Below are 26,279 nucleotides of genomic sequence, written 5' to 3' on the forward strand. Positions count from 1 at the left end.
GCAAGCAGCAGTCTCCACACCCATGCTCAAGCTGCTCCTCGCGTTCGCCGCGCTCGCCCAGACCGTCCCGTCGGACCCCGCCCCCGAGGACTGGAAGGCGATCCCCGACAACGAGATCCTCGTGATGACGCTGCAGGGCGGCCACCAGGTCCATATCCGCCTGGCCCCGCGCTACGCCCCCGCGCACGTCGCCAATATCCGCAAGCTCGCCGAGGCGCATTGGTGGGACGGCACCAGCGTCTACCGCGTACAGGACAATTACGTCACGCAGTGGGGCGGCGGCGACGACAAGACCGCGCTGCCGCCCGGCGTGATCGAGAATCCGCCTGCGGAATATGAATGGCCGGGCTTCGATGCGGTGAAGAGCGTCACCTTCGCCAAGCCCGACAGCTATGCCGCGAAGACCGGCCTCAGCGCCGATGGCTGGCCGCTCGCCAATTACGGCGCGGTCAGCTCGCTGACCCATTGCTATTCGATGGTCGGCGTCGCCCGCGACCTCGCGCCTTCGACCGGCAGCGGCGCCGAGCTCTACACGGTGATCGGCCACGCCCCACGCCCGCTCGACCGCAATATCGCGATCGTCGGCCGGGTGGTCGAGGGCATGCAGTGGCTCTCGAGCCTGCCGCGCGGCACAGCCCAGCTGGGCGTCTATGCCAAGGACCAGGTGCCGACCCCGATCCTCTCGGTGCGCCTCGCCAGCCAGCTGCCCGAGGACGAGCGCCCGCACTTCCAGTATCGCGCCACCGACAATCCGCGCTTCGCCGCCTGGATCAAGGCGCGCGAGAATCGCGACGGGGCGTTCTTCACCGTGCCGATGGGCGGGGTGGATGTGTGCAACGCGCTGCCGGCGGTGCGGCGGGCGCAGTAACGCATCACAACGTCATCCCGGCGACCCCGGACTTGATCCGGGGCGGGATCTCGTGCCGTATCCCGCCTTCGCCTGAGATCCCGGCTTTCGCCGGGATGACGGTTATGAGGCCGTCGGAATGGCCCTTACTTCCCCACCCAGTCCGCGACTTCGACCGCGACCTGGTTCGCCGCCGTGTTGAGCGCGGCCGCGACGAGGTCGGGCTTCACTTCGGTCAGCGGCGCGCGCGCTTCGAAGCGGCGCTTCTGGAATTTGGTGGCGTCGTCGCCCTGGACGAGCAGCGCGTCGAACACGACCACCGCCTGGTTGGTGTCGGCATCGACGCCGAAGCGGCGCAGCTCGCCCGACAGCACGGCGCCGGGGTCGACCTGCGACTGGCGATAGCTCAACACCGGGCGGCCGGTGCGTGCCGAGATCGTGTCGCCGACCAGCCGGGCGAACAGGCGCGGCGGCGCCTCCACCCATTGCGCGTCCTTCACATAGGCGACGGCATTCTCGCCCTGATGGACCGGCACCCGCACCGTCGCCAGCTCGTGCGGCACGGTCGGGAACAGCACGGTCACCGTGGTGCCCGAGGCGGCGGTCTGCACGTCGCCCGGCTTGATCTGCTCGGCGGCCTGGAGGGTGAGGAACGGCGTCTTGGGCGGCTTGCCGCCGATCGAGATGCAGCCGGACAGCGTGGCGGCGAGCGGGGCGGCCAGCAGGAGCAGGGCGGGCTTCTTCATCGCGGGCCTCACTTGTTGGGCTTGTAGTCAGGGAGCTTGGGGCTGCCGACCAGGCTGGACGCGCCGCCCTGGTCGATCTTGTCGGCGACCGAGGAGAGCGACTGGGCCATCTGACGCAGATCCTGGATGAGCTGGCCGATCTCGGGTACGGTCTTCTTCGAGAAGGCCTGCACGCCCGGCCGGGCATCGCCGAGCATCGCATCGAGCGTTTCCATGCTCTTCTTCGCCGAGGCGATCGTCTTGTTGAGATTGGCGATGGTCGGCTTGACGTCCTCGGCGACGACGCCGTTGGTCGTCTTGGCGAGCTCGCCGATCTGCTCGGTGGCGACGCCGAACTTCTGGATGGCGATGCGCGTCTCGGCCAGGGTCGCGGCGATCTCCGGCCCGCGATCGGCGAGCGCATCGGTCAGGCGATTGGTGTTCGCCAGGATGCCGGCGATCGACGCCTGGTTCTTGTCGCTGATCAGCTCGGTCAGCCGCTCGGTGAGCGTGGTCAGCCGCTCGAGCAGCTTGGGCGCCGAGGAGAAGATCGCGCCGAGGCCGCCGGGCTTGGTGGGGATCACCGGCACGCCCAGCGGGCAGGCCGCTTCGGGATGCTGGCGCGGGCAGCGGATCGGCGGGGCACCCTTCACCGCGCCTTCGAGCTGGACGGTGCTGGGGCCGGTGAAGCTGCTCTGGATCGTGGCGGTGGTGCCTTCGAGGATCGGCACCTCGTCCTTCACGGTGATGCGGACGCGGACCAGCTGGGGATCGGGCTTCCAGAACTCGATAGCCTTGACCTGGCCCGAGGGCACGCCGGAAAAGGCCACCGCCGAGCCCGGGTTGAGCCCGTCGACCGCCTGGCGGAAGAAGATGTCATATTCGCGCTCGTTGCCGCCGGAGAGGCGGGCGAGCCAGACGATGAACAGCGCCAGCACCGCGAGCAGGATCAGCACGACGGCGCCGACGAGCACGTGATTCGATCGAGTTTCCATCAGCCCCTGTCCTCAGCCTCGGCATGTGCCTTGGCGCTGCCGACCGCTGCGCGTCCGCGCGGTCCGTTGAAATATTCCTGGATCCACGGGTGATCCAAGGCGAGCAGCTCGGGAATCGTTCCGACTGCGATGACTTTCTTGTCCGCCAGCACCGCGACCCGGTCGCAGATGGCGTAGAGCGTGTCGAGATCGTGCGTGATCAGGAACACGGTGAGCCCCAGCGTCTTCTGCAGCGAGGCGGTGAGCTCGTCGAACGCCGCCGCGCCGATCGGATCGAGCCCGGCGGTGGGCTCGTCGAGGAACAGCAGCTCCGGATCGAGCGCGAGCGCGCGGGCGAGGCCGGCGCGCTTCTTCATGCCGCCCGACAGCTCGGAAGGGTATTTGGGCGCGGCTTCAGGGGGAAGTCCGGTCATCACCACCTTGTACGCCGCGATCTCGTCGAGCAGCGCTTGGTCGAGCAGGGGGTAAAATTCCTTGAGCGGGACCTGGACATTCTCCGACACGGTGAGCGTGGAGAACAGCGCGCCGCCCTGGAACAATATGCCCCAGCGCTTGCGGATCGCGGTCGCCTCGGTCTCCTCGCGGCCGATCGTGTTCTCGCCGAACACATGGATGTCGCCTTCGATGGGCGTCTGCAGCCCGATGATCGAGCGCATCAGCACCGACTTGCCGGTGCCCGAGCCGCCGACCACGCCGAGGATCTCGCCGCGGCGCACGTCGAGATCGAGTCCGTCATGGACGATCTGGTCGCCGAAGCCGTTCTTCAGGTGGCGGACCTGGATGACGATATCGTCCTGGGGCGCGGAGGCGTCGCGGGTGTCGGTCATATCCACCCGATCTGGCTGAAGAACACCGCGAAGAAGGCGTCGAGCACGATCACCAGGAAGATCGCCTGGACCACCGCGGTGGTGGTGCGCCGGCCGACCTGCTCGGCATCGCCTTCCACCTGCATGCCCTGGAAGCAGCCGGCAATGGCGATGATCGCGCCGAACACCGGCGCCTTGATCAGCCCGACCCACAGATCGTTGAGCGGCACCACTTCGCGGATGCGCTGGACGAAGGTGATCGGGGGAATGCCGAGCTGGATCCAGCAGAGCAGCCCGCCGCCGATGATCCCGATCAGCGCCGAATAGAAGCCGAGCAACGGCAGCATCGTCACCACCGCGATGGTGCGCGGCACCACCAGCGCCTCCATCGGGGAGACGCCGATCGTGCGCATCGCGTCGATCTCCTCGGTCAGCTTCATCGTGCCGATCTGCGCGGCGAAGGCCGAACCGGAACGCCCGGCGACCATGATCGCGGTCATCAGCACGCCGAGCTCGCGCAGGGTGATGCGGCCGACCAGGTTGATCGTGTAGACTTCCGCGCCGAACTGGCGGAGCTGCACCGCGCCTTGCTGCGCGATCACCACGCCGATCAGGAAGCTCATCAGCCCGATGATGCCGAGCGCGGAGACGCCGACCACTTCGAAGCGATGGACGGTGGCGTGGAAGCGGAAACGGCGCGGATGGGTGGCGACGTTCCAGAAGGCGATCACCGTGGCGCCCATGAAGCCGAGCAGGCCGTAGAGCGTGTGCGCGGCGGTGAACACCGCGTCGCCGATCTCGGCGAGGAGATGGACGAAAGCGCTTTGCGGCTTGGGCGGCAGCTCGATCGGATGCTCGGCGGCGACGACCTGGTCGAACAGATGCTGGCTGGCGGGCTCGAGCCCCTCGACGCTGGCCTGCTTGTCGCGGGCGAAGCGGTGGACCACCCAGGCGCCGACGGTGTCGATCCGCTCGACCTGCGACAGGTCGATGCGGCTGACCGCGCCATCGACCGTATCGAGCCGGTCGGGCAGGTCGCCGAGGCTGGCGAGCGACAGATTGCCGGTGAAGCGGAGGACCGCGCCGCCGCCATCGGAATCAACCCGTTCGAAATCGGCCAAAGCGCTCATCGCGCGCACCTTTCGGCGATTCGGGCTGGATCGGCAAGCGTCCCCGCTCGTAGATGCGTCAATGCACTGTCTCGCAATCTACGACATGGACAAGACGATCACCGCTGCGCCGACCTGGACGCGGTTCCTGATCGCGGCGGCAAAGGCGCGCGCGCCGTGGCGGCTGGCGCTGTTCCCGGGGGTGGGCGTGGCGGGGCTCGGCTATTTCCTCAAGCTGGTCGACCGCGCCGGGCTCAAGCAATTCTCGCAGCGGCTGCTGCTCGGCGGGGCGCTGACGCCCGCGGAGATGGCGAAGGTCGCCGAGGCCTTTGCCGCGCACGAGGTGGCGCATGGCGTGCTCCACGGCGCGCGCGAACGGATCGCGGCGGACCGGGCGGAGGGCTATCGGCTGGTCATGGCGACCGCCTCGCACGGCTATTACGCCGCCGCGATCGGCCGGCTGCTGGGCTTTGACGACGTGATCGCAACCGAGGCGAAGCGCGATGGGCAAGGCCGGATTCTCTCCCTGATCGAAGGGGATAACTGTTACGGGCCCGTAAAGCTCCACCGCATCGAAAGCTGGATGGCGGGGCAGGGGATCGGGCGCGGCGGCGCGCATGTCCGCGCCTATTCGGACCATGTCTCGGACGCGCCGCTGCTCGGCTGGGCGGACGAGGGCTATGCGGTCAACGCGCATGGGCCGCTGCTCGCGCTTGCCGCCGAAAAGGGCTGGCCGATCCTCGACTGGAGATAATCGCTACGGCGTTCGTTCTTCTCCCTGCATGACAAGATGCGGAGAGGATCATGGCCAAGACGCTGAAACAACTGGCGGAAATGATGAGGGACGTCGATTTCGCGATGCTCTCGACGCATAGCGACGGCGGCACCATCGCGGCGCGCCCGATGAGCAACAACCGCGAAGTCGACTATGACGGCGACAACTGGTTCTTCGCCTGCGAGGACACGAGGCTGATCGCCGATCTGGAGGCGAATGCGCAGGTCGGGCTCGGCTTCCAGGCCAAGGCCGGGCTGCTGGGGATGAAGCCCGTGTTCGTCCATATCGAGGGCGTCGCCGAGCTGATCCGCGACAAGGCGGCGTTCGAAGCACATTGGACCAAGGGGCTCTCGCTCTGGTTCAAGGAAGGTGTCGATACGCCCGGGCTGGTGCTGATCAAGGTGCATGGCACGCGCGCGCATTACTGGGACGGCGAGGACCAGGGCGAGATCATGCTGGCGCGCGAGGTGGCGGTTTAGTTGCAGATCGTCATCCCGGCGAACGCCGGGATCTCGTGCGATGGCGGGAAAAGAGTCGCCTGAGATCCCGACTTTCGCCGGGATGACGGTTTGGTTCAGAGCAGCGCATCCACCGTGTGGATCGCGACGCCAACCAGCCCGCCGACCAGCGTGCCGTTGATCCGGATATATTGCAGGTCGCGGCCCACGGCGTTCTCGAGCCGGCCGGTGATGGTCTCGGCGTCCCAGCCCTTGATCGTATCGGAGACCAGCCGGACGATGCCGTCGCCATAGTCGGTCGCCGCGCCCACCGCGGTGCGGCGGGCGAAGCGGTTGATCGTGTGGGCGAGGCGGCGATCGTCCTGCAGCGTCTGGCCGAGCTGGCGCATCGCGTCGCCGAACGCGCCGGTGAGCAGCGCATCGGGATTGCGCGCGACGCGGAGCAGCGACGCGCGGCCGGTCTCCCAGATGCCCATCCACCAGTCGGCCAGCGCCGGATTGTCGAGCAGCTCGTTCTTGAACGCCTCGACCTGCGCGCGGCGCGCGGGATCACTCTGCAGGTCGCGGGCGAGCTGGGCGATGCCTTCCTCCGCCTTGGCGCGCAGCGGGTGGCCGGGGTCCTCGGCCATGTCGCCGATCAGCTTGGCGAGGCCCTCGATGATCTTGTTGGCCAGCGTCTCGTCAAGGCCGGTCCAGCGCATCACCGCGCCCGAGCGCTCATGCACCATCTGGCGGATCAGATGCTCGTTGGCGTCGAGCACCTTGGCCGCCCAGCGGACAATGCCGTCGAGCAGGGGGCGGTGGCGGTCCTCCTGGATCGCAGCCTCGAGCGCGCGGCCGAGCAGTGGGGCGATCTCGAGCGCGCGCAGGCGCCCGGCGATGGTGTGCTTGACCATGCCGCCGAGCCGTTCCTGGTCGAGCGCCTCCAGTACGTCCGCGCCGAGCCGGCCCAAGCCCGCGCGCAGCCGGCCGCGCCCCGGTCCCGGATCGGCGAGCCAGCGGCCGGCGGCGCCGGCGACGTCGAGCCGCTGCATCCGCCGGGCGACCACCCTGGGGGTGAGGAAATTGTCGCGCAGGAACTGGGCGAGGGTAGCGGCGATCCGGTCCTTGTTGCGCGGGATGATCGCGGTGTGGGGGATCGGCAGGTGGAGCGGGTGACGGAACAGCGCGGTCACCGCGAACCAGTCGGCCAGGCCGCCGACCATCGCCGCCTCGGCAAAGGCGCGGACATAGCCGATCGCGGGATGGAGATGGTCGAAGGCGCGGGCGAGCAGGAACAGGACGGCCATCGCGACCAGCAGGCCGGTCGCGACCAGCCGCATCTGCCGGAGGCCGGCGGGGACGGCCTCGGATGAAGAAAGGGGAGTGCGTAACAAGGTCACGCACTCCCCAATACATCAGACGGGATCAAGTTCACTCCGCGGGCTGCGGCGAATCGTCCCCGGGTTTGTGCTCGATCGTGCCGCCGCCATGGCCCTGGCCGATCACGCGGCTGCCATCGTCGCCCGGCTTGAAGGTGAGCAGGCGGCGCGACAGGCGCGGCCCGAGCCACTGCTCGAGGCCGACCGCGAGGCTGAACAGCGCGGGCACCATCACCAGCGTGAGCAGCGTCGAGAGGATCAGGCCGCCGATCACGGTGATGCCCATCGGCGCGCGCCACGAGCCGTCGCCGTTGAGCGACAGCGCGGTCGGGATCATGCCCGCGACCATCGCCACCGTGGTCATCACGATCGGCTGGGCGCGCTTGTGCCCGGCGTCGACGATCGCGGTGAACTTGTCGACGCCCTTGGCCATCTCCTCCAACGCGAAGTCGACGAGCAGGATCGAGTTCTTCGCGACGATGCCGAACAGCATCAGCGCCCCGATCAGCACCGGCATCGAGATCGGCTGGCCGGCGATCCACAGGGCGATCAGCCCGCCCAGCGGCGCGTTGAGCAGGGAGCCCATGTTGACCAGCGGCGACATGAAGCGCCGATAGAGCAGCACCAGCACCGCGAAGACCAGGAACACGCCCGACATCAGCGCGATGACGAAGTTCTTGACCATCTCGGCCTGCCACTTGGCGTTGCCGACGGTCATCTCCGCCACGCCGATCGGCAGGTTCTTCATGATCGGCAACTCGTGGATCTTCTGCAGCGCCACGCCCGAGACCACGGCCTTGCCCGTCTTGGGATCGGTCGCGAGGTCCGCACCGACGACGACGCGCCGCTGCAGGTTCAGGCGCTCGATCTTGGTCGGGCCGGTGCCGAAGGCGATCTCCGCCACCGTGCCGAGCTGGACCGAACCGCCATTCTGCGTCTGCACCGGCAGGTTCTTGATCGTGTCGAGCTTGGCGCGGGCATTCTCCTGCAGCGCCACCCGGATCGGGATCTGGCGGTCGGTCAGCGAGAATTTCGCGCTGTTCTGGTCGATGTCGCCCAGCGTCGCGATACGGATCGCGCTCGACAGCGCCGCGGTGGTCACGCCGAGATTGGCGGCCAGGTCGAGGCGCGGCTTGATCACGATCTCCGGACGGTTGAGGTCGCCGGCGATGCGCGGCGCCACCACGTCGGGCAGCTTCGACATCTGCTCGACCAGCGTGAGCGCGGTCTTGGTGAGCAGCGCGGGATCCTCGCCGCCGAGGGTGATGGTGAGCGCGCGGCCGCTCGAGCCCCAGCCACCCTGGGCGCGGAAGCCCACCCGGGCATCGGGAATCCTGAGCAGCTCCGGCGCCAGGCGACGGGTGAACTCGTCGCTCGTCTCGGTGCGCTTGTCCTTGAAGATCACCAGCACGCGGCCATTGCCGACACCGGCGCGCTCGTAGAGATTCTCCACGTTCGGCTCGGTGCGCAGGCGATCGGCGACCTGGCGGACGACACGATCGGTCTGCTCGAGCGTGGTGCCCGGCACCATCTCGACATTGACGCTCACCTGGTCCTCGTCCTGCGTCGGCTGGAAGGTCATCGGCAGGATGAAGAAGAAGGCGACGGTCATCACCAGAGACAGGAAGAAGCCGAGGATCGCCGACCAGCGATGGTGCAGCGTCCAGCGCAGCAGCTTCACATAGGCGTCCATGATCCGGCCTTCGCCGTGCGTGGCATGGCCCTTGGCCTTGAGGAAATAGGCCGCGATCATCGGCGTGACGAGACGCGCGACGGCCAGCGACATCAGCACAGAGGCGACGACGGTCAGGCCGAAATTCTTGAAGAACTGGCCCGAGATGCCCGGCATCAGGCCGACCGGCAGGAACACCGCGACGATCGACATGGTGGTGGCGAGCACCGCCACGCCGATCTCGTCCGCCGCGTCGATCGATGCCTGATAGGCCGATTTGCCCATGCGCATGTGGCGCACGATGTTCTCGATCTCCACGATCGCGTCATCGACCAGCACGCCGGCCACCAGGCTGAGCGCAAGCAACGTCATCTGGTTCAGCGTGAAGCCCAGCAGGTCCATGAACCAGAAGGCCGGGATCGACGAGAGCGGGATGGCGAGCGCCGAGATGATCGTCGCGCGCCAGTCGCGCAGGAAGATGAACACCACGATGACGGCGAGGACGGCGCCCTCGATCATCGCTTCCATCGCCGAGTCATATTGCTGCTCGGCGTATTTGCTCCAGTTGGCGAGCAGCTCGAAATGAACCTTGTCGTTGTTCTTCTCGAGCTGCTTCAGCTTCTTGTCGGCCTCGTGATAGATCGTCACGTCCGACGCGCCCTTGGCGCGCTGGATGTCGAACGAGATCACCGCATGGCCGTTGAACCGCGCGGCGCTGCGCAGCTCGGCATAGCTGTCCTGCACCGTGGCGATGTCGGCGAGGCGCACCGTGCGGCCGCCGCCGACCGCGATCTGGGTCTGGCCGAGCGTATAGGCGTCCTTGGCGTTGCCGAGCACGCGGACCGACTGCTCATAGCCGGAGATCTCCGCGCGGCCGCCTGCGGCGTTCATGTTCACCTGGCGCAGCTGCTGGTTCACCTGGCTTGCGGTGAGGCCATAGGACTGGAGCCGGGCCGGATCGAGCTGGACGCGGATCTCGCGGTTGACGCCGCCATTGCGGTTCACCGCCGACATGCCCTCGATCGAGAGCAGGCTCTTGGCGACGGTGTTGTCGATGTACCAGCTCAGCTGCTCGACGGTCATGTCGGGCGCGATCGCGGTGAAGCTGGCGATGTCGTTGTCGCTCGCCGAATCGACGCGGCCGATCTGCGGCTCGAGGATGCCGTCGGGAAGGTTGCCGCGGACCTGCTGGATCGCGCTGCGCACATCCTCCACCGCGCGGTCGATCGGGGTGCCGATCGCCAGCTGCACGACGGTCTGCGAATTGCCCTCGGTCACCGTCGAGTTGATCTCGTCGATGCCCTGCAGGCTGCGCACCGCGCTTTCGACCTGCTGGGTGATCTGCGTCTCGAGCTCGCTCGGCGCGGCGCCCGGCTGGCTGATCGAAACCCAGACGATCGGGAAGTCGATGTCCGGATTGTTGTTCACGTCCATCCGGTTGAAGCTGACAAGGCCCGCAACCGTGAGGAACAGGAACAGGACGATCGGCGGAACCGGGTTCCGGATCGCCCAGGCGGAGATGTTCCGGAAGCTCATCGCTGGATCCTACTGCTTCTTGAGGAGCTGGGGGATGACCTTCTGCCCCGGGTTCAGGAACGCGCCCGCGGTCAGCACCACGCGCTCGGTGCCGGCCAGTCCCTGGGTGATCGACACGCCCGCATCGGTGACCTCGCCGGTGACCACGGGGGTGCGGACGGCCTGGTCCTTGGCGTCGAGCGTGTAGACGTAATTGCCCTGCGCGTCGGTCTGGATCGCCGACTGGGGCAGGATCACGGCGCTGTTCGAGCCGGTGATGATCTGCGCGCTGGCGAAGCCGCCCGGGCGGAGCGCCGGATTATAGTTGAGCTGGATGCGGGCGATGCCCTGGCGGGTGTTCGGATCGATCACCGGCGAGACCTGCCACACCGAGCCGCTGAACACCTGGGTGCTGCCGGTCGGGGTCACCTGCGCGGTCGAGCCGACGCGGGTGCGCAGGAGGTCGGCCTCGGCGAGCTGCGTGCGCAGCTCCATCTGGCCGCCCATCGCCATGCGGAAGAGCACGCCCGAGCCGCCGCTGACGATCTGGCCCGGCTCGACCTGGCGGGTGAGCACCAAGCCGGCTTCCGGCGCGCGGATGTCGAGGCGGTGGTTGCGCGCCTGGGTCTCGGCGAGCTGGGCGCGGGCGACGCGGACGCGGGCCGAGGCCTGATCGCGCGCGGCGGTCAGCCGGTCGATATCCGCCTTGGAGACGAAGCCGTTCGAGACCAGGCTCTGCGCGCGGTCGAGATTGGCCTGGGCGAGCTTGGCATCGGCCTCGGCGACGCGGACCGACGCGGCGAGCGAATCGGCGGTCTGCACCTGGACCGAGCGATCGACCGTGGCGAGGACCTGGCCCTTGGCGACCCAGGTGCCCGGCTCGACGAGCACGCGGGTGACAAGGCCGCCTTCGCCGACCACGCCGACCGGCATCTCGCGCTTGGCGGCGAGGCTGCCGGTACCGCTGATCACCGTCTGGATCGCCTGGCGGCCGGGGACCGCGATCGTCACGGTCGGGATCTGCGACTGGTTGCCCTTGGCCGCCGACTTGCCGGCGGCTGCGCCCTTGACGGCCCCGCCGTCCTGCCTGCCCATCGTGAAGAAGGCGGCGACGGCGATCAATGCCACCACGACCAGGGTGATCCAGAGCCAACGCCGCGACTTCGGCGCGCCCTCACCATTATACTCCAGCCGCTCCTGTCGTCCGAACATCCCTGCCTCGTAATTCATGTGCGACATTCCGATCCGGCCGAAATGGCCGCTGCCCCCAAAGTTGATCGCACTGTATTAGATGAATAAGTCACCAGCCACAAGGGCCGTTTCGCGTGGCCGGGCAAATGCCCGTTTCGGCCATTTTCCGCAAGTATCCGGAATGTTCCAGAACCGTTTCCGGCAAGAAACAGTTGCAATAGAGTCGCACCGGCGCGACGTTCCCACGCGGTCCGGGGGAGACGGGCCGAATCGAGGAGGGATTCAATGCCGCATGGGATTATTGGATGGCTGCTCATCGGCCTCGTCGCCGGTGCGCTTGGCAAGCTGATCATGCCGGGCAAGGACCCGGGTGGCATCATCGTTACCATCCTGATCGGTATCGCCGGTGCGCTGCTGGCCTTTTACCTGACGCCGATGCTCGGCCTCGAAGTGCGCGACAGCACCTGGCAGGCCTATGCCGCGGCGACTGCCGGTTCGGTCGTGCTACTGGCGCTTTATCGGCTGATCATGGCGCGCCGGGTCTGAGGCAGACGATTTTCGTTCAGCTTGCATTTGTCCCGCGTGCGGCAAGCCGTGCGCGGGACAAGTCATTTCAGGAGTGTTCGATGATCCGTGTTGCCCTTGCCGCCTCTGCCATCCTGCTGACCACGGCGGCCTTGCCCGCCGCCGCGCAGCAGGAGGCGCGCCCCGTGCTGCTCGACGGCACCGTGCTCGATGTGAGCGCGACCGGCATCAGCACGCGGGTGCCCGACCTGGCGGTGATCCAGGCGGGCGTCGTCACCCAGGCGGCGACCGCGGCCGAGGCGATGCAGCAGAACAATGCGCAGATGGCCAAGGTGCTGGCGGCGCTGCGCGGCGCCGGTGTCGCCGAGCGGGACATCCAGACGGCGCGGATCAGCCTCAGCCCGCAATATCGCTATGCCGAGAACAAGCCGCCGGTGATCACCGGCTATCAGGCGTCGAACCAGCTATCGATCCGCTTCCGGGACGTCGGCAAGAGCGGCACGATCCTCGACGCGCTGGTCCGCGAGGGCGCCAACGACATTTCGGGCCCGAACCTGACGCTCGACAAGCCCGAGGGCGCGCTCGACGAGGCGCGGGTCGATGCGGTGAAGAAGGCGCGGGCCCGGGCCGAGCTCTATGCCCAGGCGGCCGGCCTCAAGGTCGATCGCATCCTGGCGATCTCGGAGAGCGGGGCGCTGCCGCCGATGCCGGCGCCGATCATGATGCGGGCCAATGCCGGCTTCGCCCAGGACAAGGCGATGGAAGTGGTCGCCGGCGAGCGCGAGCTGACGGTCAGCGTGTCGGTGCGCTTCCTGCTAAAGTAAGCAGCGCGTCCATGAAAAAGGGGCCGTCCCTTGCGGGGCGGCCCCTTTTGGCATGCGTCGTCTAGGATCAGCGCAGCGAGCCGCGGCGGACCAGATTGACCAGCGCGAGCAGGATGATCGCGCCGACCAGCGACACCAGGAAGGTGGTCGGGGTGATCACGCCGCTGTTGATGTCACCGCTGCCGAACAGCCAGCCGCCGACAAAGGCGCCGACGATGCCGACGATCACGTTCAGGAAGATACCCTGCTGGGCATCGGTACGCATTACAATGCTGGCGAGCCAGCCGACGACACCGCCGATGACCAGCCAAACGATGAGGTTCACCATAAGTCCCTCCGTTATCTAGGCCCGCGGACCGGGCGACGGAGGAAAAATGAGCGGGCGGTCATGTTGGTTCCGTACCGATATTTTGCACGGAAACGGGAACTTTTCCTGGGGGCATCAAAGAAAACGGCCCGCCCCGGGGGTGCCGGGGACGGGCCGATATTGCTCCTTGAGGGAGGAGTTCAGAACTTCTGCTGACGCTCGTAGAGCGAGCGATAATGCTGGATGCGGGTCACGCGCAGCCCGGGCATGCCCGAGCGGTCGATCGCGCGCTGCCAGCCGGCGAATTCCTCGACGGTGAGGCCATAGCGCTCGCACACCTCGTCGACGCTGAGCAGCCCGCCATTGACGGCAGCCACCACCTCGGCCTTGCGGCGCACGACCCAGCGGGTCGTCTCGGGCGGGGGAAGCGTCTCGAGCGTAAGCGGCTCGCCGAGCGGGCCAATCACTTTCGCAGGACGGATCTTCTGGTTCTCAATCATCTACTCGCCTTTCGGGGCGGGGGGCCCCCGCTACGCAAACTCAACGACCAATCGATATTCGGCGGACCTTGAACATCGACTAAAACGCCTCGGTAAACAGACCCTTCATTCTTCCCGTCGACGGGCCAGAGCGAGTGCTGCAGCGCGATGAAACGCTCCGTGCACCGGCGCGAGCAGCTGCTCGACCGGCGCGATCAGCGCCAGCCGTGCCTGCGCACGTGCCGTGGGACTCGCTGCCTGGCGTGCCGCCACGCCGACCAGCAGCACCGCCAGTTCGGTCGGCATGGCGGTGATCGCCACGTCGCGTTCCAGTCTGGCAAAACTCAGGTCCACGCTCTCTTACCCATCCGACAGGTTGAACTCGGATGAGCCTTTCTACCCAAAAGTCTTGAAGGGTCCGTAAAGCAGGTGAAAACGGGAGCTTAACCAGCATTACCGGAATCCGACCGGGGTAGCGCGGGGAAGTACGAGCCCCTAAATGCGCGCGATCATGATCGCAGGAGACTTCCAGCTCGAAGGGCCGCTCAAGGCGCGCCGCATCGTCGTCGCCATGTCGGGCGGGGTCGATTCGTCGGTCGTCGCCGCGCTCGCCGCCGCCACCGGCGCCGAGACGATCGGCGTGACGCTGCAGCTCTACGACCATGGCGAGGCGGTCGGCCGCGCCGGCTCCTGCTGCGCCGGCCGCGACATCCGCGACGCCCGCGCGGTCTGCGACAAGCTGGGCATCGCGCATTACGTCTTCGACCATGCATCGAGCTTCAAGAGCGAAGTGATCGACGACTTCGCCGACGAATATCTCGCCGGGCGCACGCCGATCCCCTGCGTGAAGTGCAACATGGGGCCCAAGTTCACCGACCTGTTCGCGCTCGCCCGCGACCTGGGCGCCGACTGCCTTGCGACCGGGCATTACGTCCAGCGCGTGCTCGGGCCGCAGGGCGCCGAGCTGCACCGCGCGCATGATCCGGCACGCGACCAGAGCTATTTCCTGTTCGCCACGACCAGCGCGCAGCTCGACTTCCTGCGCTTCCCGCTGGGCGGCATGCCCAAGCCGCAGGTGCGCGAACTCGCCGCCGAGCTGGGCTTGGGCGTGGCGGGCAAGCCCGACAGCCAGGACATCTGCTTCGTCCCCGACGGCGACTATGCCAGCCTGGTCAAGAAGCTGCGCCCCGAGGCGGAGACCGGCGGCGCGATCGTCGACGAATCGGGCAAGGTGCTGGGCCAGCATCGCGGGCTGATCCACTTCACCGTCGGCCAGCGCCGCGGGCTCGAGATCGGCGGTGCGCCCGAGCCCTATTATGTCCTGCGGCTCGATCCCGAATCGAAGCAGGTCGTGGTCGGCCCCAAGCGCGCGCTGGCGGTGCGCGCGGCGCGGATCGAGGGGATCAACTGGCTGGGCGGCGACTATTCGGGTCCGATCACCGCCAAGGTGCGCAGCCTCGCCAAGCCGGTGCCGGCGCGGCTGGAGGGCGACCGGGTGGTGTTCGATTCGCCCGAGTACGGCGTGGCGCCAGGTCAGGCCGCGGTGCTCTATGCCGGCGAGCGGGTGCTGGGCGGCGGCTGGATCGCCGAGACCGAGCGGGCGGAGCTGCTGCCGGCCTGATTCGCGGCGAATTCCGGCCCGGAAGTTCACTAAGTTCACGACATCCACGCGCGAGGCGTGTGTTCTTCCCGTGAACACGCGCAGCCGAGCACATCCGGGCGTGCGATCGGAATCGGGGGAGGTGCGGCTGGCCTGCATCGACCAGGGTAGATCAGACGAAATCCTACATTGCCAGCCTATTCTCCCGCTCCCTCTGGGAGCGGGAAATGATTTGGGCCGGCCATGCCCCCGATGGGAGAGGGAAGCTACTTCAGGAAGGCGAGGATCGCCTCCGTGGCCGCTTCGGGCTGTTCCTCCATCAACCAGTGGCCGGAGGCGGGGATCACGACTTCGGTGACGTTGTCCGCCGCGGCGCGGGCGATCACTGCCATGGTCGATCCGAACGACGCCGCGCCGCCGATCGCCAGCACCGGCATCCGGAGCTTGCCCCGGGCGAGCAGCGCGCGATCGTCGATCACGTCCTGATCGAAGGCACCGAACTGGCTGAACCCGGCGTGCATCGCGCCGGGCAGCGCATAGAGCTTGGCGTAGTGGACGCGGGAGGCTTCGTCGAACTTCTTCGGATCGGCTGAGAACTCGTTCCAGAAGCGATCGAGATAGATACGCTCGCGCCCCGCCACGAGCCGCTCCATGTCCGGGCCGCCGAAGCGGAAATGCCAGACCAGCGGGTTCTTGAGCACTTCCTCCCAGGGGCCGATGCCGGGGATCGGCGCGTCCATCAGCACGAAATGCGAGACGCGGTCGGGGTGACTGGCGACGAACGCATAGCCGACCATGTTGCCGATATCGTGCGCGACCACGTCGAGCGGGCCGGTGACGCCGAGCGCGGCGAGCACGCCGGCGACATCCTCGGCCTGGTTCTTCTTGTCATAGCCGCCGGCCGGCTTGGCGGAGAGGCCGAGGCCGCGCAGATCGGGGATGATGACCCGGTGATCGCGCACCAGCCGCGCGGCGAGCGGCTCCCACATGTCGCCGGTCTCGCCATAGCCGTGGAGCAGCAGCACGACGGGGCCGCTGCCGCCGACGCGGACATGGATGGTGGTGCCGTTGGCCGCGATCTCGCGCGTCGTGAAGCTGGCGGGATAGGGCGCCACCTGCGCGGCCGCGGGGGCGGTGCCTGCGAGCGCAAGAGCCAGAGCTGCCAGACCGGATTTCCACATCGCACTTCTCCCCCACAGAGGGACGAGGATTCGCCCGGACGCGGAGGGTGCCTGTGAAACCGCGCAGGCGCTAATGCTTTCTGAGCTTTGCGGCAGCAGGGTTTGCGCGCGGTGGACCGATGTGTATTATTCAGTTAATACACATCGGAGATGCCCATGTTCCTTGCCGCTGCATTTTCGCTCGTCCTGTTCCAGAGCGTGCCTGCTTCACCGGACCCTGCCTTGCTCGCCGAGGTAAAGGCAGCGGACTCGGCCCTGTTCGAGACCTTCTTCGAGCGCTGCGAGCCGACGCGCATGGCGGCGATGGTGACGCCCGATCTCGAGATGTACCACGACAAGGGCGGGGTGGTGGCGACCAGCAGGGAGGGATTCGTCGCCCTCTATGCCAAGGAGTGCGAGCGGCGGAAGGCGCCCGATAGCTGGCGCAGCCGCCGCGCGCTGGTTCCCGAGACGCTGCATGTCGATCCGGTGCCGGGCTATGGCGCGATCGAGGAAGGCGACCATGTCTTCTACGAGCGCAAGGGCGATGGGCCGGAGAAGCTCGTCGGCAAGGCGCATTTCGTCCATCTGTGGAAGAAGACGCCGGACGGCTGGCAGGCGGCGCGGATCCTCAGCTACGCGCATCGGGGGGTGGAGTGACGAGGCTCCCAATCCGAGCCTCGATCGTCACCCCGGCCTTGTGCCGGGGTCCACTATGCCTCCTGGACTGACGGTAGAGCCTCTCGTCCATGAATCGCCTCCCGGTGGACCCCGGCACAAGGCCGGGGTGACGGATTTAGGCGAAGGCTCCGCGCCTAGACCCCAAACTCCCCGATAATCACCGTCACGCACTTGCCGCCCAGGATCACCCGGTCGCCGGCCAGGCCGCAGGCGATGTGGCCGCCGCGCTTCGAGGCCTGGAAGGCGCTGAACGTGTCGCGGCCGAGGCGCTTCGTCCAATAGGGGGTCAGCACCGAATGGGCCGAGCCGGTGACCGGATCCTCGTCTATCCCGGCGGCGGGGGCGAAGACGCGGCTGATCACGTCGGTGCCCTGGCCCGGCGCGGTGACGATGTTGAGCGTGTGGCCGATCGTCGCCAGCGCCTTGAAGTCGGGCGTCAGCGCCAGCACCGCCTCGGCGCGGTCGAGTACGGTCAGGTCATAGCCGTTGGGATGGCGCAGCGTCTCGCCCAGGCCGACGCCGAGTGCATCGAGCAGGCCCGGCACTTCGGCGGGCTCGGGCGGATAGGACGGCAGGGCCATCGCATAGCCGTCCCCGTCGCGGCGCACTTCCAGGATTCCGGCCTTGCGGGTCCGGAAGGTGACCCGGTCGCGCGCCGGATCGGCGGAGAGGACGAAATGTCCGCTCGCCAGCGTGGCATGGCCGCACAGGGCGACCTCGACCGCGGGGGTGAACCAGCGCAGCTCGAAATCCGCCTCGCCGCTCGCGTCGGGGAGGATGAAGGCCGTCTCCGAGAGATTGTTCTCCTCGGCGATCTGCTGGAGCAGCGCGTCGTCCAGCCAGGAATCGAGCGGGATCACTGCCGCCGGATTGCCGGTGAAGGGGCGGTCGGCAAAGGCGTCGATCTGGGCGAATGGCAGCTTCACTCGGGGTCCTTCAGCAGATTGGCTTCGATCATCGGGTTCTGCGGCTCGTCGACATGACCGTCGGGATCGACATGGATCAGGATCTCGGTGCCCGGGAAGGCTTCGCCCAGTTCCTTCTCCAGCGCCTCGACCACGTCATGCGCCTGCTGGATCGTCATCGCCGGGTTCATCGCGATGTGGAACTGGACGAAGTCATTGTTGCCGCTGCTGCGCGTGCGCAGATCGTGCAGGCTCTTGAGCGCGGGGTTGCGCCCGGCGACCTCGACAAAGGCGCGGCGCTTCTCCTCGGGCCATTCCTTGTCCATCAGCTGGTCGATCGCCGCCTCGCTGGCGCGCCAGGCACCGAACAGCAGCCAGAAGGCGATGGCGATGCCGAACAGCGGATCGGCGCCGCGCAGGCCCCAGGCATCGAGCGCGAGCGCGGCGATCACCGCGGCGTTGAGCATCAGGTCGGACGTATAGTGGATCCGGTCGGCGCCGATCGCCACCGATCCGGTCTGGCGGATGACATGCGCCTGGTAGCGGGTGAGCGCCAAGGTCACGAGGATCGCGATCATGCTCACCGCGATGCCCGATTCGGGCGAGGCCGAGATGTCGCCGCCGCGCAGCCGCTCGATCGCGCGGACCAGGATGGCGAGCGCCGAGACGGCGATCACCACTACCTGGAAGAGTGCGGCCAGCGCCTCGGCCTTGCCGTGCCCGAAACGGTGATTCTCGTCGGCCGGCTGCGAGGCCCAGTGGACGCCGCCGAGCGTTACCAGCGAGGCGAACAGGTCGAGGATCGAGTCGGCCAGGCTGGCGAGCACGGCGACCGAGCCGGTGGTCCAGGCCGCCCACGCCTTGAGCGCGCCGAGCAGGATCGCGGAGCAGACGCTGGCGATGGCGGCGCGGCGCGCGAGGTTGGTCACGGGTACAGCAGGCCTTCGGACCAGCCCTGGCCGGTGCGGGTGAAAAGCCGGCGCTCGTGCAGGCGGTGGGCGCGGTCCTGCCAGAATTCGATTGTGCTGGGGGTGACGCGGTAGCCGCCCCAATGCGGCGGACGGGGGACGTCCTGCCCCTCGAACCGGGCCTTCGCTTCCTCGAAGCGCGCCTCGAAGGTCTCGCGGGCATCGAGCGGGCGGGACTGGTCCGATGCCCAGGCGCCGAGCTGCGAATCCCGGGCACGGGTGGCGAAATAGGCGTCGCTCTCGGCATCGGTGGCGCGGGTGACGCTGCCCTCGATGCGGATCTGGCGGCGCAGCGACTTCCAGTGGAAGAGCAGGGCGACCTTCGCCCCTTCGTGCAGGTCCTGCGCCTTGCGGCTCTCGCGGTTGGTGTAGAAGACGAAGCCGTCGGGGCCATGGCCCTTGAGCAGCACCATCCGGGCGGAGGGCTGGCCCTGCGCGCTCACTGTGGCGAGCGTCACCGCATTGGAGTCGTTGGGCTCGCTTGCGCGCGCTTCCTGGTACCAGCTGTCGAACAGGTCGAACGGATCGGTGGTCATGCCGGGGGCTCTAATCCTCCCCCGAACGGGTGTCGAGGAACGACTCCTTTGCTGGCACATTGAATCGGCTTCGCAACGAGGAGAGCGAGATGGCGGCGCGCGCCTATTGGCAGGGACAGATACGGCTGGCGCTCGTGTCGATCCCGGTCGAGATCTACACCGCGACCAAATCGGGCGCGCAGATCAGCTTCCACCAGATCCACGAGCCGAGCGGCAAGCGCATCAAGTACGAGAAGGTCGCGCCCGGCGTCGGCGCGGTCGAGCCTGACGAGATCGTGAAGGGGTTCGAGGTCGAGAAGGGCGAATATGTCCTGCTCGAGCAGGACGAGATCGATGCGGTGAAGCTCGAATCGAAGAAGACGCTCGAACTCACCCAGTTCGTCGATCTGGACGAGATCGACGTGCTCTATTTCGAGCGGCCCTATTTCGTGGTGCCGGCGGACGATCTTGCCGAGGAGGCGTTCATCGTGCTGCGCGAGGCGCTGAAGCGCACCCGCAAGGTCGGGCTGGGCCAGCTGGCGATGCGCGGGCGGGAATATGTCGTCAGCCTGAAGCCGTGCGGGCGCGGCATGGTGCTGGAGACTTTGCGCTATGCCGACGAGGTCAACAAGGCGCAGGGCTATTTCCGCGACATCCCCGACAGCGCGCCCGATCCCGAGCTGCTCGGGCTGGCCGAGACGCTGATCGAGAAGAAGGTGGCGAAGTTCGATCCCCGGGAATTCCACGACCGCTATGTCGATGCGCTGCACGACCTGATCGAGCGGAAGAAGAAGGCCAAGGGCCGCAAGATCATCGAGGACAAGGACGACGGCAAGGAGAGCCGCGGCTCGAACGTGGTCGACCTGATGGCGGCGCTCAAGAAGTCGCTGGAGAAGCCCGGGGCGAAGACGAGCCGGGCGGTGAAGACGAAGCCGGCGGCCAAGGCTCCGGCGAAGAAGCGTGGGTGACGGATCGATGGCGAGGTCCCCCGATCCGCTCGAGAAGTACAATGCCAAGCGCGACTTCGCGAAGACCGCGGAGCCGGCGGGCAAGGTCGCCAAGGCCGGCGGCCACCGGTTCATGGTCCAGAAGCACGACGCCACCCGCCTCCACTGGGACTTCCGGCTGGAGATCGACGGGGTGCTCAAGAGCTGGGCGGTGACGCGCGGGCCGAGCCTCGATCCGGACGAGAAGCGCCTCGCGGTGCGCACCGAGGACCACCCGCTTTCCTATGCCGATTTCGAAGGGACGATCCCCAAGGGCGAATATGGCGGCGGCACGGTGATGCTGTGGGATGACGGGACCTGGGCGCCGATCGAGGGGAAGAGCGCGAAGGACCTGGAAAAGGGCCATCTCCACTTCACGCTGGAGGGCGAGCGGATGAAGGGCGAGTGGCTGCTCATCCGATTGAAGCCGCGGGGCAGGGAGAAGAACGAGAACTGGCTGCTCCGCAAGATCGACGACCCATATGCCGGCGCGACCGACGCACTGGTCGAGACCGCCCTGACCAGCGTGAAGACCGGGCGGACGATGCAGGAGATCGCGGAGGGGAAAAAGGCATCTCAAAAACCGTCATCCCGGCGAAAGCCGGGATCCCGGGCGGCTGGCGCTACTGCACGAGACCCCGGCTTTCGCCGGGGTGACGGTAAGGGCAAGAACCCCGCTTTCCAGAAGCCGCAGCTCGCGACGCTGGTCGACACGGTGCCCGCGGGCAACCAGTGGCTGCACGAGGTGAAATATGACGGCTATCGCGCGCTGCTCAGCCTGGGCGGCAAGGGGCCGAAGATCTATACCCGCACCGGGCTCGACTGGACCGACCGCTTCCCCGGCATCGCGGAGGCGGCGGCGAGCCTCGCCGGGCCGGCGCTGATCGACGGCGAGATCGTCGCGTTCAAGGACGGCAAGCCGGACTTCTCCTCGCTGCAGGAAGCGCTGTCCGGCGGCGGCGAGGGGCTGACGATGTTCGCCTTCGACCTGCTCGAATCCGATGGCGAGGATCTGGCGAAACAGCCCCAGCTCGCCCGCAAGGAGCGATTGCGTACGCTGCTAACCGGCGCGGATCAGCGCATCCAGTTCTCCGAACATGTGCTGGGCAGCGGCGAGAAGCTGTTCGAGACGATGTGCCGCGAAGGCTATGAGGGCGTCGTCTCCAAGCGGGCCGATGCGCCCTATCGCGGCGCGCGGACCAAGGCATGGCTCAAGACCAAGTGCATCCGCCGCCAGGAGTTCGTGATCCTCGGCTGGTCGCCCTCCAGCGCGAAGGGCCGCGGCTTCCGCTCGCTGCTGCTCGGACTGAACGGGCCGGACGGGCTGGTCTATGCCGGCAAGGTCGGCACCGGGTTCAGCATGGAGACGCTCCAGGAGCTGCGCGCGCGCTTCGATCGGATCGAGGCGAAGAAACCTGCCGCAGAAGTCCCCCGGGCCGAGGCGCGCGGCGCGCATTGGGTGAAGCCCGAGCTGGTCGCCGAGATCGCGTTCAGCGAGTTCACCGCCGACAATGTCGTGCGCCATGCCAGCTTCATCGGGCTGCGCGAGGACAAGCAGGCGAAGGAGGTGGTCGCCGAGAAGCCGGTCGCGCCGCCCGAGCCGGCCAGGTCCGCGATCAAGATCAGCAGCCGGGAGCGAGTGATCTTCCCCGGCGACAACCTGACCAAGGGCGACCTGGCGGACTATTACCTCGCCACCGCGCCGATCGCGCTGCCCTGGCTCGCCAACCGGCCGATCAGCCTGGTCCGCTGCCCGCAGGGCCGTGCCCGGCAATGCTTCTTCCAGAAGCACGATGCCGGCAGTTTCGGCGAGCAGGTCCATCATGTCGACGTCCGCGAGAAGGACGGCTCGGTCGAGCCTTATCTCTATGTCGAGGATGCCGACGGGATGATGGCGTGCGTCCAGATGGGGACGATCGAGTTCCATGGCTGGGGCAGCCTGGTCGCCGATATCGAGAAGCCCGACCGGCTGGTGTTCGACCTCGACCCCGACGAGGGGCTCGATTTCGAAGCGGTGAAGAAGGCGGCGGCGGATCTGAAGGACCATCTCGCCGATATCGGCCTGACCAGCTGGCCGCTGCTGTCGGGCGGCAAGGGCGTGCATGTCGTGGTGCCGCTGGTGCCGAAGGCGGAATGGCCCGAGGCGAGGAGCTTCTGCGAGCGCTTCGCCCGCGCCTTGTCCGAAGCCGAGCCCGAGCGGTTCACCGCCAACCTCAAGAAGGTCAATCGCAAGGGCAAGATCTTCATCGACTATCTGCGCAACCAGCGTGGGAGCACGGCGGTGCTGCCCTATGTCGCCCGCGCCCGCGAAGGCGCGCCGGTGGCGGCGCCGGTGACGTGGAGCGAGCTGAGGGACATCGACAGCCCGAAGCATTTCAGCATCCGCGATGCTGCCGAGCTGCTCGAGCGTGCCACCGGCCGCGCGCTGCAGGGCTGGGGCATGGCCGACCAGGCACTGCCCGACGTCTGATTTGCCCCGCAACCGGTTGTATCGCCGCGTTTTCGCTGGACGGCCCGCCCGGCTTGGTTAAGCTTCCCTCCACCAGATGCATTTCCGGGGGGATTCATGCGCTTCAAGCTTCTCGCGACCGCGGCGCTCGCCGCGGCCTTTCTCGTGCAGACCGCTCATGCCCAGGCCGTGATGAACGTGCCGACGGGCGGTGACGGGGCCAAGCCGGTGCCGCAAAAGCCCGTAGCCGATCCGGACGACACGCCCGAGGAAATCGCCAAGGACGCGCAGCGCGACCTGAAGGACACGCGCTTCTACAACAAGCCCGGCGCCACCCGCGCGCAATATGACGCCGACTGGCAGGATTGCCGCCTGATCGCGCGCGGATCGCGCACGCCGGCGGGCACCGTGCCTTATTATTACAACCCGGCGGTGGTCTCGCCGGTCGCCGCGGGCGTGGGCGGACTGTTCGGCAGCCTGATCGGCAGCGCGATCGCCCAGGGTGCCCAGCGCCGCGAGAATCGTCGCGCCTGCCTGCTGATCAAGGGCTGGCGCCTGGTCGAGGTGCCGAACGCCACCGCGGCGCGCGTCGCCACGATGACCGACGACCAGCGCAGCGACTATTTCAACTCGATCGTCGGCGCCGAGACGGTGGACGGCGCGATCACCGAGCGGAAGAGCTTCGAGCTGGCTGCCGATCCGAACCTCAAGCTCGACGCGCCGCTCGCCGGCACCGGCGCGCTGTGGCTGGGCAAGAATGTCGATCCCAAGACGCCGTTCGCGCTGGCGCCGGAGGAAGGCGCGATCGTCTTCGGCTTCCGCCGCCCCGACGAGGGCAGTGCCGGCCGCTCGGGCTCGGTCGCGGTCACCCGCTACGACGCCAATGTCCGCGACCTGCTCTATCGCCCCAAGGACTGGAAGAAGACCGGCGACAAGACGACCTATTCGCTGCTCGCCAAGAGCAAGGACAAGAAGGCGGCCTATGAGGTGCAGGTGCTGCGCGTCACGCCGGGAGACTATGTCCTGTCGGGCAGCGCGGTGGGCAATCTGCTGATCACCAACAGCTTCTGCTTCGGCGCGCCGACCTTCCATGTCGGTCCGGGCGAGACGCTCTATGTCGGCGATTTCGTGCCGTATCTGAGCGCGAAGATGACGAATGGCGAGCGGCTCAATGCCATCGCCTGGGCCTCGCATATCGAGGATGCGCGCGGCGTGCTCGCGGGCAGCCAGGGGGCGCTCGCCAGCGCGCTCAAGCCGGCGGTGCTGCGCGACCGCGCCACCTATGCCTGTTCGGCGATCGTGATGGACCGCTGGGACCTGCCGGGCGTCGAGGACCTGCCCGAGCTGCCGCCCCAGCCCGCCGAGGCGCCCGCGCCCGCCCCCGTCGTGGCGGCGCCCGCCACGCGCTGAACCTGCGAACGGGGTTGGGGAAGCCCTCAGCCCCGTGCGCGCAGCCAGTTGCCCAGCCGCGCGCGGATCGGCAGGTCCCACCAGCGATAGGCGGCCCAGGCGACCAGCAGCAGGAACGGCACCAGCGCGGTGCCGATGGCGAGCAGTTCCGCCTGCGACGCCTTGCCGTTCGCGACGAAGTTCATCCAGACATAGAGGAACGGGAAATGGGTGATGTAGATCGGGTAGGAGATCCGTCCGCTCGCCTTGCATAGCCAGAGCATGCCGCGGCCGGGCTCCGAATGGCGGCCGGCGATCAGGATGGCGGGAAACAGCAGGATCACGACGGCCGCTTCGTAGAGCCCGTTGAGCTTGACGCCGTGCACCACCGGCATGGTCGGCGCGGCGATCGCCGCGAGCATCACCAGCGACAGCGGCAGCCAGCCGAGCCGGATATCGGGAAGCCGGTCGCGCACCCGGTACAGCCACAGGCCGGTGAGGAAGGGGAAGAACAGCCGCACCGGCGCCATCCACAAGGTCTCCCAATAGGAGCCCTGGTCGAGCGTCCCGGCCATCGCCGCGCCGGTTACCAGCACCCCGCCGCTCAGCACCGCCAGCACCGCGAGCCAGCGGGCGCGCAGCCGGCGCAGGACGAGCGCATAGGCGAGGTTGCCGATATATTCCTGGAAGAGCGTCCAGATCGGTCCGTTCAGCGGATGCGTGTCGGTCCAGCGATTGGCCAGCGGCCAGCTCGGCAGCGCGAACAGGCACAGGGCGAAGGCGCCCAGCACCGACGCCAGCGGCACTGCCTGGGCCTGGCCGGCAAAGGGATCGAGCAGATAGCTCGCCAGCCCGAGCAGCGCGCCGAGGATCACCAGCGGGTGCAGCCGGATCAGCCGCAGCGCGAGGAAGCGTCCGGTGCCCATCCGGTCCCAACGGTCGTCATAGGCATAGCCGATCACGAAGCCGGACAGCGCGAAGAAGAAGTCGACGGCGAGCGGCGCGTGGTGGAGCACCACCTTGGCGCCGTCCCACATCACGGTGATCCCCTGGATGTGGAAGAGCACCACGATCAACGCCGCGGTACCGCGCAGGCCGTCCAGGACCTCGAAATGTTCCTTGCCCGTCGCCGTCCGGTCCGGCGCCGTCGCCAGCGTCTCCGCGATTTCCGTCACTAGCCTCTCCGCTCCGTTTGCGCGGAGTGGTGTCGGGCCTGGGCGCAAACCGCAAGCCCGAACCGGTCAGGCGGCTACGTCGGCGCGGCCCCATTTGCAGCGCAGGATGCGATAGACGGTGTAGAGGAAGGCCAGCCCGAGCGCGCCGAGCGAGACCGGCTGGGCGATGGCCTCGGGCGCGGCCAGCCACAACAGGGCATAGAGCGCGCCTGCGAGCGTCATCGCCAGGCCGGCGCTGCGCAGGGCGGCCTGCATGCGCCGCTCGGCGGCGAGCGAGGCGCGCGGCGCGGCCAGCGTCTTGGGAATAAGGTTGCCGCACAGGGCGACGATCACGCCATTGGCCATCATCACCGTGCGCGTGCCGACGCTGCCATCGAGCATCCCGGCATGGACCAGCTCGCGCAGCACCAGCGTGGCGACCAGGATGAACAGGGCGGCGGCAATCGACGTGGCTATACCGATCTTCATGCGGAGGATCCTTCCCGAGGGGCGGCGGGCGCGGTGCCGCCGATGCCGAACAACTGGCCGAAGCTGAGCAGCGCATCCTCCAGCACCGAGAGCTGGAGGCGATAGACGATCGACTTGCCGTCGCGGTGCGCGGCGATCAGCCCGGCTTCGCGGAGTATGTTGAAATGCGCGGACATGGTCGGGCGCGAGACCGGGAACCGGTCGCTCAGCTCGCCCGCGGCCATCGGCCCCTGCCGCAGCAGCTCGAGCACCTTGCGGCGCGTCGGGTCTGCCAGGGCTTTGAAGATGCCGTTCATGGCGATGATATTTAGCTAAACGTCGAAATGAGTCAAGCGGGTGCTGGGGAAGGGTTGGTAGGTTCGCGGTCCCTATTTCTTCTCGTCATCCCCGCGAA

27 protein-coding genes are annotated in these 26,279 nt (G+C 67.7%); 10 read left to right on the top strand and 17 right to left on the bottom strand.

What is annotated here, in order from left to right:
* Window positions 1-22: 22 nt before the first annotated feature.
* A complete protein-coding gene (locus tag J2W22_RS04305; RefSeq protein WP_307117028.1) occupies window positions 23-868 on the top strand; it encodes a peptidylprolyl isomerase in 846 nt (281 codons plus the stop codon).
* A 125-nt stretch (window positions 869-993) separates the two neighbouring features.
* Here J2W22_RS04305 and J2W22_RS04310 read toward each other — a convergent pair whose 3' ends face one another.
* Genes J2W22_RS04310 through J2W22_RS04325 form a run of 4 tightly spaced genes read right to left on the bottom strand, consistent with a single transcriptional unit; the run spans window position 994 to window position 4,503 of the window.
* Complete coding sequence (locus tag J2W22_RS04310) at window positions 994-1,593, bottom strand: ABC-type transport auxiliary lipoprotein family protein (protein WP_307117029.1); 600 nt, start codon at window positions 1,591-1,593, stop codon at window positions 994-996.
* Window positions 1,594-1,601: 8 nt separating this feature from the next.
* Complete coding sequence (locus tag J2W22_RS04315; protein WP_307117030.1) at window positions 1,602-2,567, bottom strand: MlaD family protein; 966 nt, start codon at window positions 2,565-2,567, stop codon at window positions 1,602-1,604.
* Window positions 2,567-3,394 (bottom strand): ABC transporter ATP-binding protein, encoded by an 828-nt coding sequence (locus J2W22_RS04320; protein ID WP_307117031.1) that lies wholly within the window; start codon window positions 3,392-3,394, stop codon window positions 2,567-2,569. The genes J2W22_RS04315 and J2W22_RS04320 overlap by 1 nt, the downstream gene beginning before the upstream one ends.
* Window positions 3,391-4,503, bottom strand: coding sequence for an ABC transporter permease (locus tag J2W22_RS04325; protein ID WP_307117032.1), 1,113 nt, complete (start codon window positions 4,501-4,503; stop codon window positions 3,391-3,393). Before J2W22_RS04325 ends, J2W22_RS04320 begins: the two co-directional genes overlap by 4 nt.
* A gap of 61 nt (window positions 4,504-4,564) precedes the next feature.
* Here J2W22_RS04325 and J2W22_RS04330 point away from each other — a divergent pair, with 61 nt between their 5' ends.
* Both J2W22_RS04330 and J2W22_RS04335 read left to right on the top strand, forming a co-directional pair.
* Entirely contained in the window at window positions 4,565-5,236 is a 672-nt protein-coding gene (locus J2W22_RS04330) for an HAD family hydrolase (RefSeq protein WP_307117033.1), read from the top strand.
* 50 nt (window positions 5,237-5,286) lie between these two features.
* Complete coding sequence (locus J2W22_RS04335; RefSeq protein WP_307117034.1) at window positions 5,287-5,736, top strand: pyridoxamine 5'-phosphate oxidase family protein; 450 nt, start codon at window positions 5,287-5,289, stop codon at window positions 5,734-5,736.
* A 95-nt stretch (window positions 5,737-5,831) separates the two neighbouring features.
* Here J2W22_RS04335 and J2W22_RS04340 read toward each other — a convergent pair whose 3' ends face one another.
* The 3 genes from J2W22_RS04340 to J2W22_RS04350 all read right to left on the bottom strand — a co-directional run bounded on the left by J2W22_RS04340 (window position 5,832) and on the right by J2W22_RS04350 (window position 11,493).
* A complete protein-coding gene (locus J2W22_RS04340) occupies window positions 5,832-7,037 on the bottom strand; it encodes a DUF445 domain-containing protein (RefSeq protein WP_307117984.1) in 1,206 nt (401 codons plus the stop codon).
* 91 nt (window positions 7,038-7,128) lie between these two features.
* Window positions 7,129-10,284, bottom strand: a complete 3,156-nt coding sequence (locus J2W22_RS04345; RefSeq protein WP_307117035.1) for an efflux RND transporter permease subunit — start codon at window positions 10,282-10,284, stop codon at window positions 7,129-7,131.
* Window positions 10,285-10,293: 9 nt separating this feature from the next.
* Complete coding sequence (locus J2W22_RS04350) at window positions 10,294-11,493, bottom strand: efflux RND transporter periplasmic adaptor subunit (protein WP_307117036.1); 1,200 nt, start codon at window positions 11,491-11,493, stop codon at window positions 10,294-10,296.
* 246 nt (window positions 11,494-11,739) lie between these two features.
* On the opposite strand from J2W22_RS04350, the gene J2W22_RS04355 reads away from it, so the two are divergent.
* Both J2W22_RS04355 and J2W22_RS04360 read left to right on the top strand, forming a co-directional pair.
* The gene (locus J2W22_RS04355) at window positions 11,740-12,000 is read left to right on the top strand and encodes a GlsB/YeaQ/YmgE family stress response membrane protein (RefSeq protein ID WP_307117037.1); all 261 of its coding nucleotides are present in this window, start codon (window positions 11,740-11,742) and stop codon (window positions 11,998-12,000) included.
* An 80-nt stretch (window positions 12,001-12,080) separates the two neighbouring features.
* On the top strand, window positions 12,081-12,803 hold the full coding sequence (locus tag J2W22_RS04360; protein WP_307117038.1) for an SIMPL domain-containing protein: 723 nt from the start codon (window positions 12,081-12,083) through the stop codon (window positions 12,801-12,803).
* 67 nt (window positions 12,804-12,870) lie between these two features.
* Here the strand turns inward: J2W22_RS04360 and J2W22_RS04365 are convergent, their stop codons facing one another.
* The 3 genes from J2W22_RS04365 to J2W22_RS04375 form a co-directional block, all read right to left on the bottom strand.
* Window positions 12,871-13,128: a GlsB/YeaQ/YmgE family stress response membrane protein gene (locus J2W22_RS04365; protein ID WP_307117039.1), complete on the bottom strand. Its 258-nt coding sequence runs from the start codon at window positions 13,126-13,128 to the stop codon at window positions 12,871-12,873.
* A gap of 182 nt (window positions 13,129-13,310) precedes the next feature.
* A complete protein-coding gene (gene sciP / locus J2W22_RS04370; RefSeq protein WP_183999330.1) occupies window positions 13,311-13,610 on the bottom strand; it encodes a CtrA inhibitor SciP in 300 nt (99 codons plus the stop codon).
* A 105-nt stretch (window positions 13,611-13,715) separates the two neighbouring features.
* The gene (locus J2W22_RS04375; RefSeq protein ID WP_307117040.1) at window positions 13,716-13,943 is read right to left on the bottom strand and encodes a hypothetical protein; all 228 of its coding nucleotides are present in this window, start codon (window positions 13,941-13,943) and stop codon (window positions 13,716-13,718) included.
* A 157-nt stretch (window positions 13,944-14,100) separates the two neighbouring features.
* Here J2W22_RS04375 and mnmA point away from each other — a divergent pair, with 157 nt between their 5' ends.
* Window positions 14,101-15,210: a tRNA 2-thiouridine(34) synthase MnmA gene (gene mnmA / locus J2W22_RS04380; RefSeq protein ID WP_307117041.1), complete on the top strand. Its 1,110-nt coding sequence runs from the start codon at window positions 14,101-14,103 to the stop codon at window positions 15,208-15,210.
* A gap of 245 nt (window positions 15,211-15,455) precedes the next feature.
* Here mnmA and J2W22_RS04385 read toward each other — a convergent pair whose 3' ends face one another.
* Entirely contained in the window at window positions 15,456-16,370 is a 915-nt protein-coding gene (locus J2W22_RS04385) for an alpha/beta fold hydrolase (RefSeq protein WP_307117042.1), read from the bottom strand.
* A gap of 156 nt (window positions 16,371-16,526) precedes the next feature.
* Here J2W22_RS04385 and J2W22_RS04390 point away from each other — a divergent pair, with 156 nt between their 5' ends.
* Entirely contained in the window at window positions 16,527-17,009 is a 483-nt protein-coding gene (locus tag J2W22_RS04390) for a nuclear transport factor 2 family protein (protein ID WP_307117043.1), read from the top strand.
* A 155-nt stretch (window positions 17,010-17,164) separates the two neighbouring features.
* Here the strand turns inward: J2W22_RS04390 and J2W22_RS04395 are convergent, their stop codons facing one another.
* From J2W22_RS04395 to pdxH, 3 genes are read right to left on the bottom strand one after another with little or no spacing between them, the layout of a single operon-like run.
* Complete coding sequence (locus J2W22_RS04395; protein ID WP_307117044.1) at window positions 17,165-17,956, bottom strand: PhzF family phenazine biosynthesis protein; 792 nt, start codon at window positions 17,954-17,956, stop codon at window positions 17,165-17,167.
* Window positions 17,953-18,864, bottom strand: coding sequence for a cation diffusion facilitator family transporter (locus J2W22_RS04400; RefSeq protein ID WP_307117045.1), 912 nt, complete (start codon window positions 18,862-18,864; stop codon window positions 17,953-17,955). Before J2W22_RS04400 ends, J2W22_RS04395 begins: the two co-directional genes overlap by 4 nt.
* A complete protein-coding gene (gene pdxH / locus J2W22_RS04405; protein WP_307117046.1) occupies window positions 18,861-19,439 on the bottom strand; it encodes a pyridoxamine 5'-phosphate oxidase in 579 nt (192 codons plus the stop codon). Before pdxH ends, J2W22_RS04400 begins: the two co-directional genes overlap by 4 nt.
* Window positions 19,440-19,528: 89 nt before the next feature.
* Between pdxH and ku the strand changes: the two genes are divergently transcribed.
* The 3 genes from ku (at window position 19,529) to J2W22_RS04420 (ending at window position 24,263) form a co-directional block, all read left to right on the top strand.
* On the top strand, window positions 19,529-20,386 hold the full coding sequence (gene ku / locus J2W22_RS04410) for a non-homologous end joining protein Ku (RefSeq protein WP_307117047.1): 858 nt from the start codon (window positions 19,529-19,531) through the stop codon (window positions 20,384-20,386).
* A 7-nt stretch (window positions 20,387-20,393) separates the two neighbouring features.
* The gene (gene ligD / locus J2W22_RS04415; protein ID WP_307117048.1) at window positions 20,394-22,874 is read left to right on the top strand and encodes a DNA ligase D; all 2,481 of its coding nucleotides are present in this window, start codon (window positions 20,394-20,396) and stop codon (window positions 22,872-22,874) included.
* A 96-nt stretch (window positions 22,875-22,970) separates the two neighbouring features.
* A complete protein-coding gene (locus J2W22_RS04420; protein WP_307117049.1) occupies window positions 22,971-24,263 on the top strand; it encodes a hypothetical protein in 1,293 nt (430 codons plus the stop codon).
* 26 nt (window positions 24,264-24,289) lie between these two features.
* On the opposite strand, the gene J2W22_RS04425 is transcribed toward J2W22_RS04420, so the two are convergent.
* From J2W22_RS04425 to J2W22_RS04435, 3 genes are all read right to left on the bottom strand, one after another.
* A complete protein-coding gene (locus tag J2W22_RS04425; RefSeq protein ID WP_307117050.1) occupies window positions 24,290-25,417 on the bottom strand; it encodes an acyltransferase family protein in 1,128 nt (375 codons plus the stop codon).
* A gap of 66 nt (window positions 25,418-25,483) precedes the next feature.
* The gene (locus J2W22_RS04430) at window positions 25,484-25,885 is read right to left on the bottom strand and encodes a hypothetical protein (RefSeq protein ID WP_307117051.1); all 402 of its coding nucleotides are present in this window, start codon (window positions 25,883-25,885) and stop codon (window positions 25,484-25,486) included.
* A complete protein-coding gene (locus tag J2W22_RS04435) occupies window positions 25,882-26,181 on the bottom strand; it encodes an autorepressor SdpR family transcription factor (RefSeq protein ID WP_307117052.1) in 300 nt (99 codons plus the stop codon). Before J2W22_RS04435 ends, J2W22_RS04430 begins: the two co-directional genes overlap by 4 nt.
* Between the last annotated feature and the right edge of the window lie 98 nt (window positions 26,182-26,279).

The organism is Sphingomonas kyeonggiensis, assembly GCF_030812785.1.
GTDB lineage: Bacteria > Pseudomonadota > Alphaproteobacteria > Sphingomonadales > Sphingomonadaceae > Sphingomonas > Sphingomonas kyeonggiensis_B.

Coding starts and splice junctions, on each gene's coding strand:
- J2W22_RS04305 (WP_307117028.1), top strand. CDS start 23: ATGCTCAAGCTGCTCCTCGCGTTCGCCGCGCTCGCCCAGACCGTCCCG.
- J2W22_RS04310 (WP_307117029.1), bottom strand. CDS start 1,593: ATGAAGAAGCCCGCCCTGCTCCTGCTGGCCGCCCCGCTCGCCGCCACG.
- J2W22_RS04315 (WP_307117030.1), bottom strand. CDS start 2,567: ATGGAAACTCGATCGAATCACGTGCTCGTCGGCGCCGTCGTGCTGATC.
- J2W22_RS04320 (WP_307117031.1), bottom strand. CDS start 3,394: ATGACCGACACCCGCGACGCCTCCGCGCCCCAGGACGATATCGTCATC.
- J2W22_RS04325 (WP_307117032.1), bottom strand. CDS start 4,503: ATGAGCGCTTTGGCCGATTTCGAACGGGTTGATTCCGATGGCGGCGGC.
- J2W22_RS04330 (WP_307117033.1), top strand. CDS start 4,565: ATGCACTGTCTCGCAATCTACGACATGGACAAGACGATCACCGCTGCG.
- J2W22_RS04335 (WP_307117034.1), top strand. CDS start 5,287: ATGGCCAAGACGCTGAAACAACTGGCGGAAATGATGAGGGACGTCGAT.
- J2W22_RS04340 (WP_307117984.1), bottom strand. CDS start 7,037: ATGCGGCTGGTCGCGACCGGCCTGCTGGTCGCGATGGCCGTCCTGTTC.
- J2W22_RS04345 (WP_307117035.1), bottom strand. CDS start 10,284: ATGAGCTTCCGGAACATCTCCGCCTGGGCGATCCGGAACCCGGTTCCG.
- J2W22_RS04350 (WP_307117036.1), bottom strand. CDS start 11,493: ATGAATTACGAGGCAGGGATGTTCGGACGACAGGAGCGGCTGGAGTAT.
- J2W22_RS04355 (WP_307117037.1), top strand. CDS start 11,740: ATGCCGCATGGGATTATTGGATGGCTGCTCATCGGCCTCGTCGCCGGT.
- J2W22_RS04360 (WP_307117038.1), top strand. CDS start 12,081: ATGATCCGTGTTGCCCTTGCCGCCTCTGCCATCCTGCTGACCACGGCG.
- sciP (WP_183999330.1), bottom strand. CDS start 13,610: ATGATTGAGAACCAGAAGATCCGTCCTGCGAAAGTGATTGGCCCGCTC.
- mnmA (WP_307117041.1), top strand. CDS start 14,101: ATGATCGCAGGAGACTTCCAGCTCGAAGGGCCGCTCAAGGCGCGCCGC.
- J2W22_RS04385 (WP_307117042.1), bottom strand. CDS start 16,370: ATGTGGAAATCCGGTCTGGCAGCTCTGGCTCTTGCGCTCGCAGGCACC.
- J2W22_RS04390 (WP_307117043.1), top strand. CDS start 16,527: ATGTTCCTTGCCGCTGCATTTTCGCTCGTCCTGTTCCAGAGCGTGCCT.
- pdxH (WP_307117046.1), bottom strand. CDS start 19,439: ATGACCACCGATCCGTTCGACCTGTTCGACAGCTGGTACCAGGAAGCG.
- ku (WP_307117047.1), top strand. CDS start 19,529: ATGGCGGCGCGCGCCTATTGGCAGGGACAGATACGGCTGGCGCTCGTG.
- ligD (WP_307117048.1), top strand. CDS start 20,394: ATGGCGAGGTCCCCCGATCCGCTCGAGAAGTACAATGCCAAGCGCGAC.
- J2W22_RS04420 (WP_307117049.1), top strand. CDS start 22,971: ATGCGCTTCAAGCTTCTCGCGACCGCGGCGCTCGCCGCGGCCTTTCTC.
- J2W22_RS04430 (WP_307117051.1), bottom strand. CDS start 25,885: ATGAAGATCGGTATAGCCACGTCGATTGCCGCCGCCCTGTTCATCCTG.
- J2W22_RS04435 (WP_307117052.1), bottom strand. CDS start 26,181: ATGAACGGCATCTTCAAAGCCCTGGCAGACCCGACGCGCCGCAAGGTG.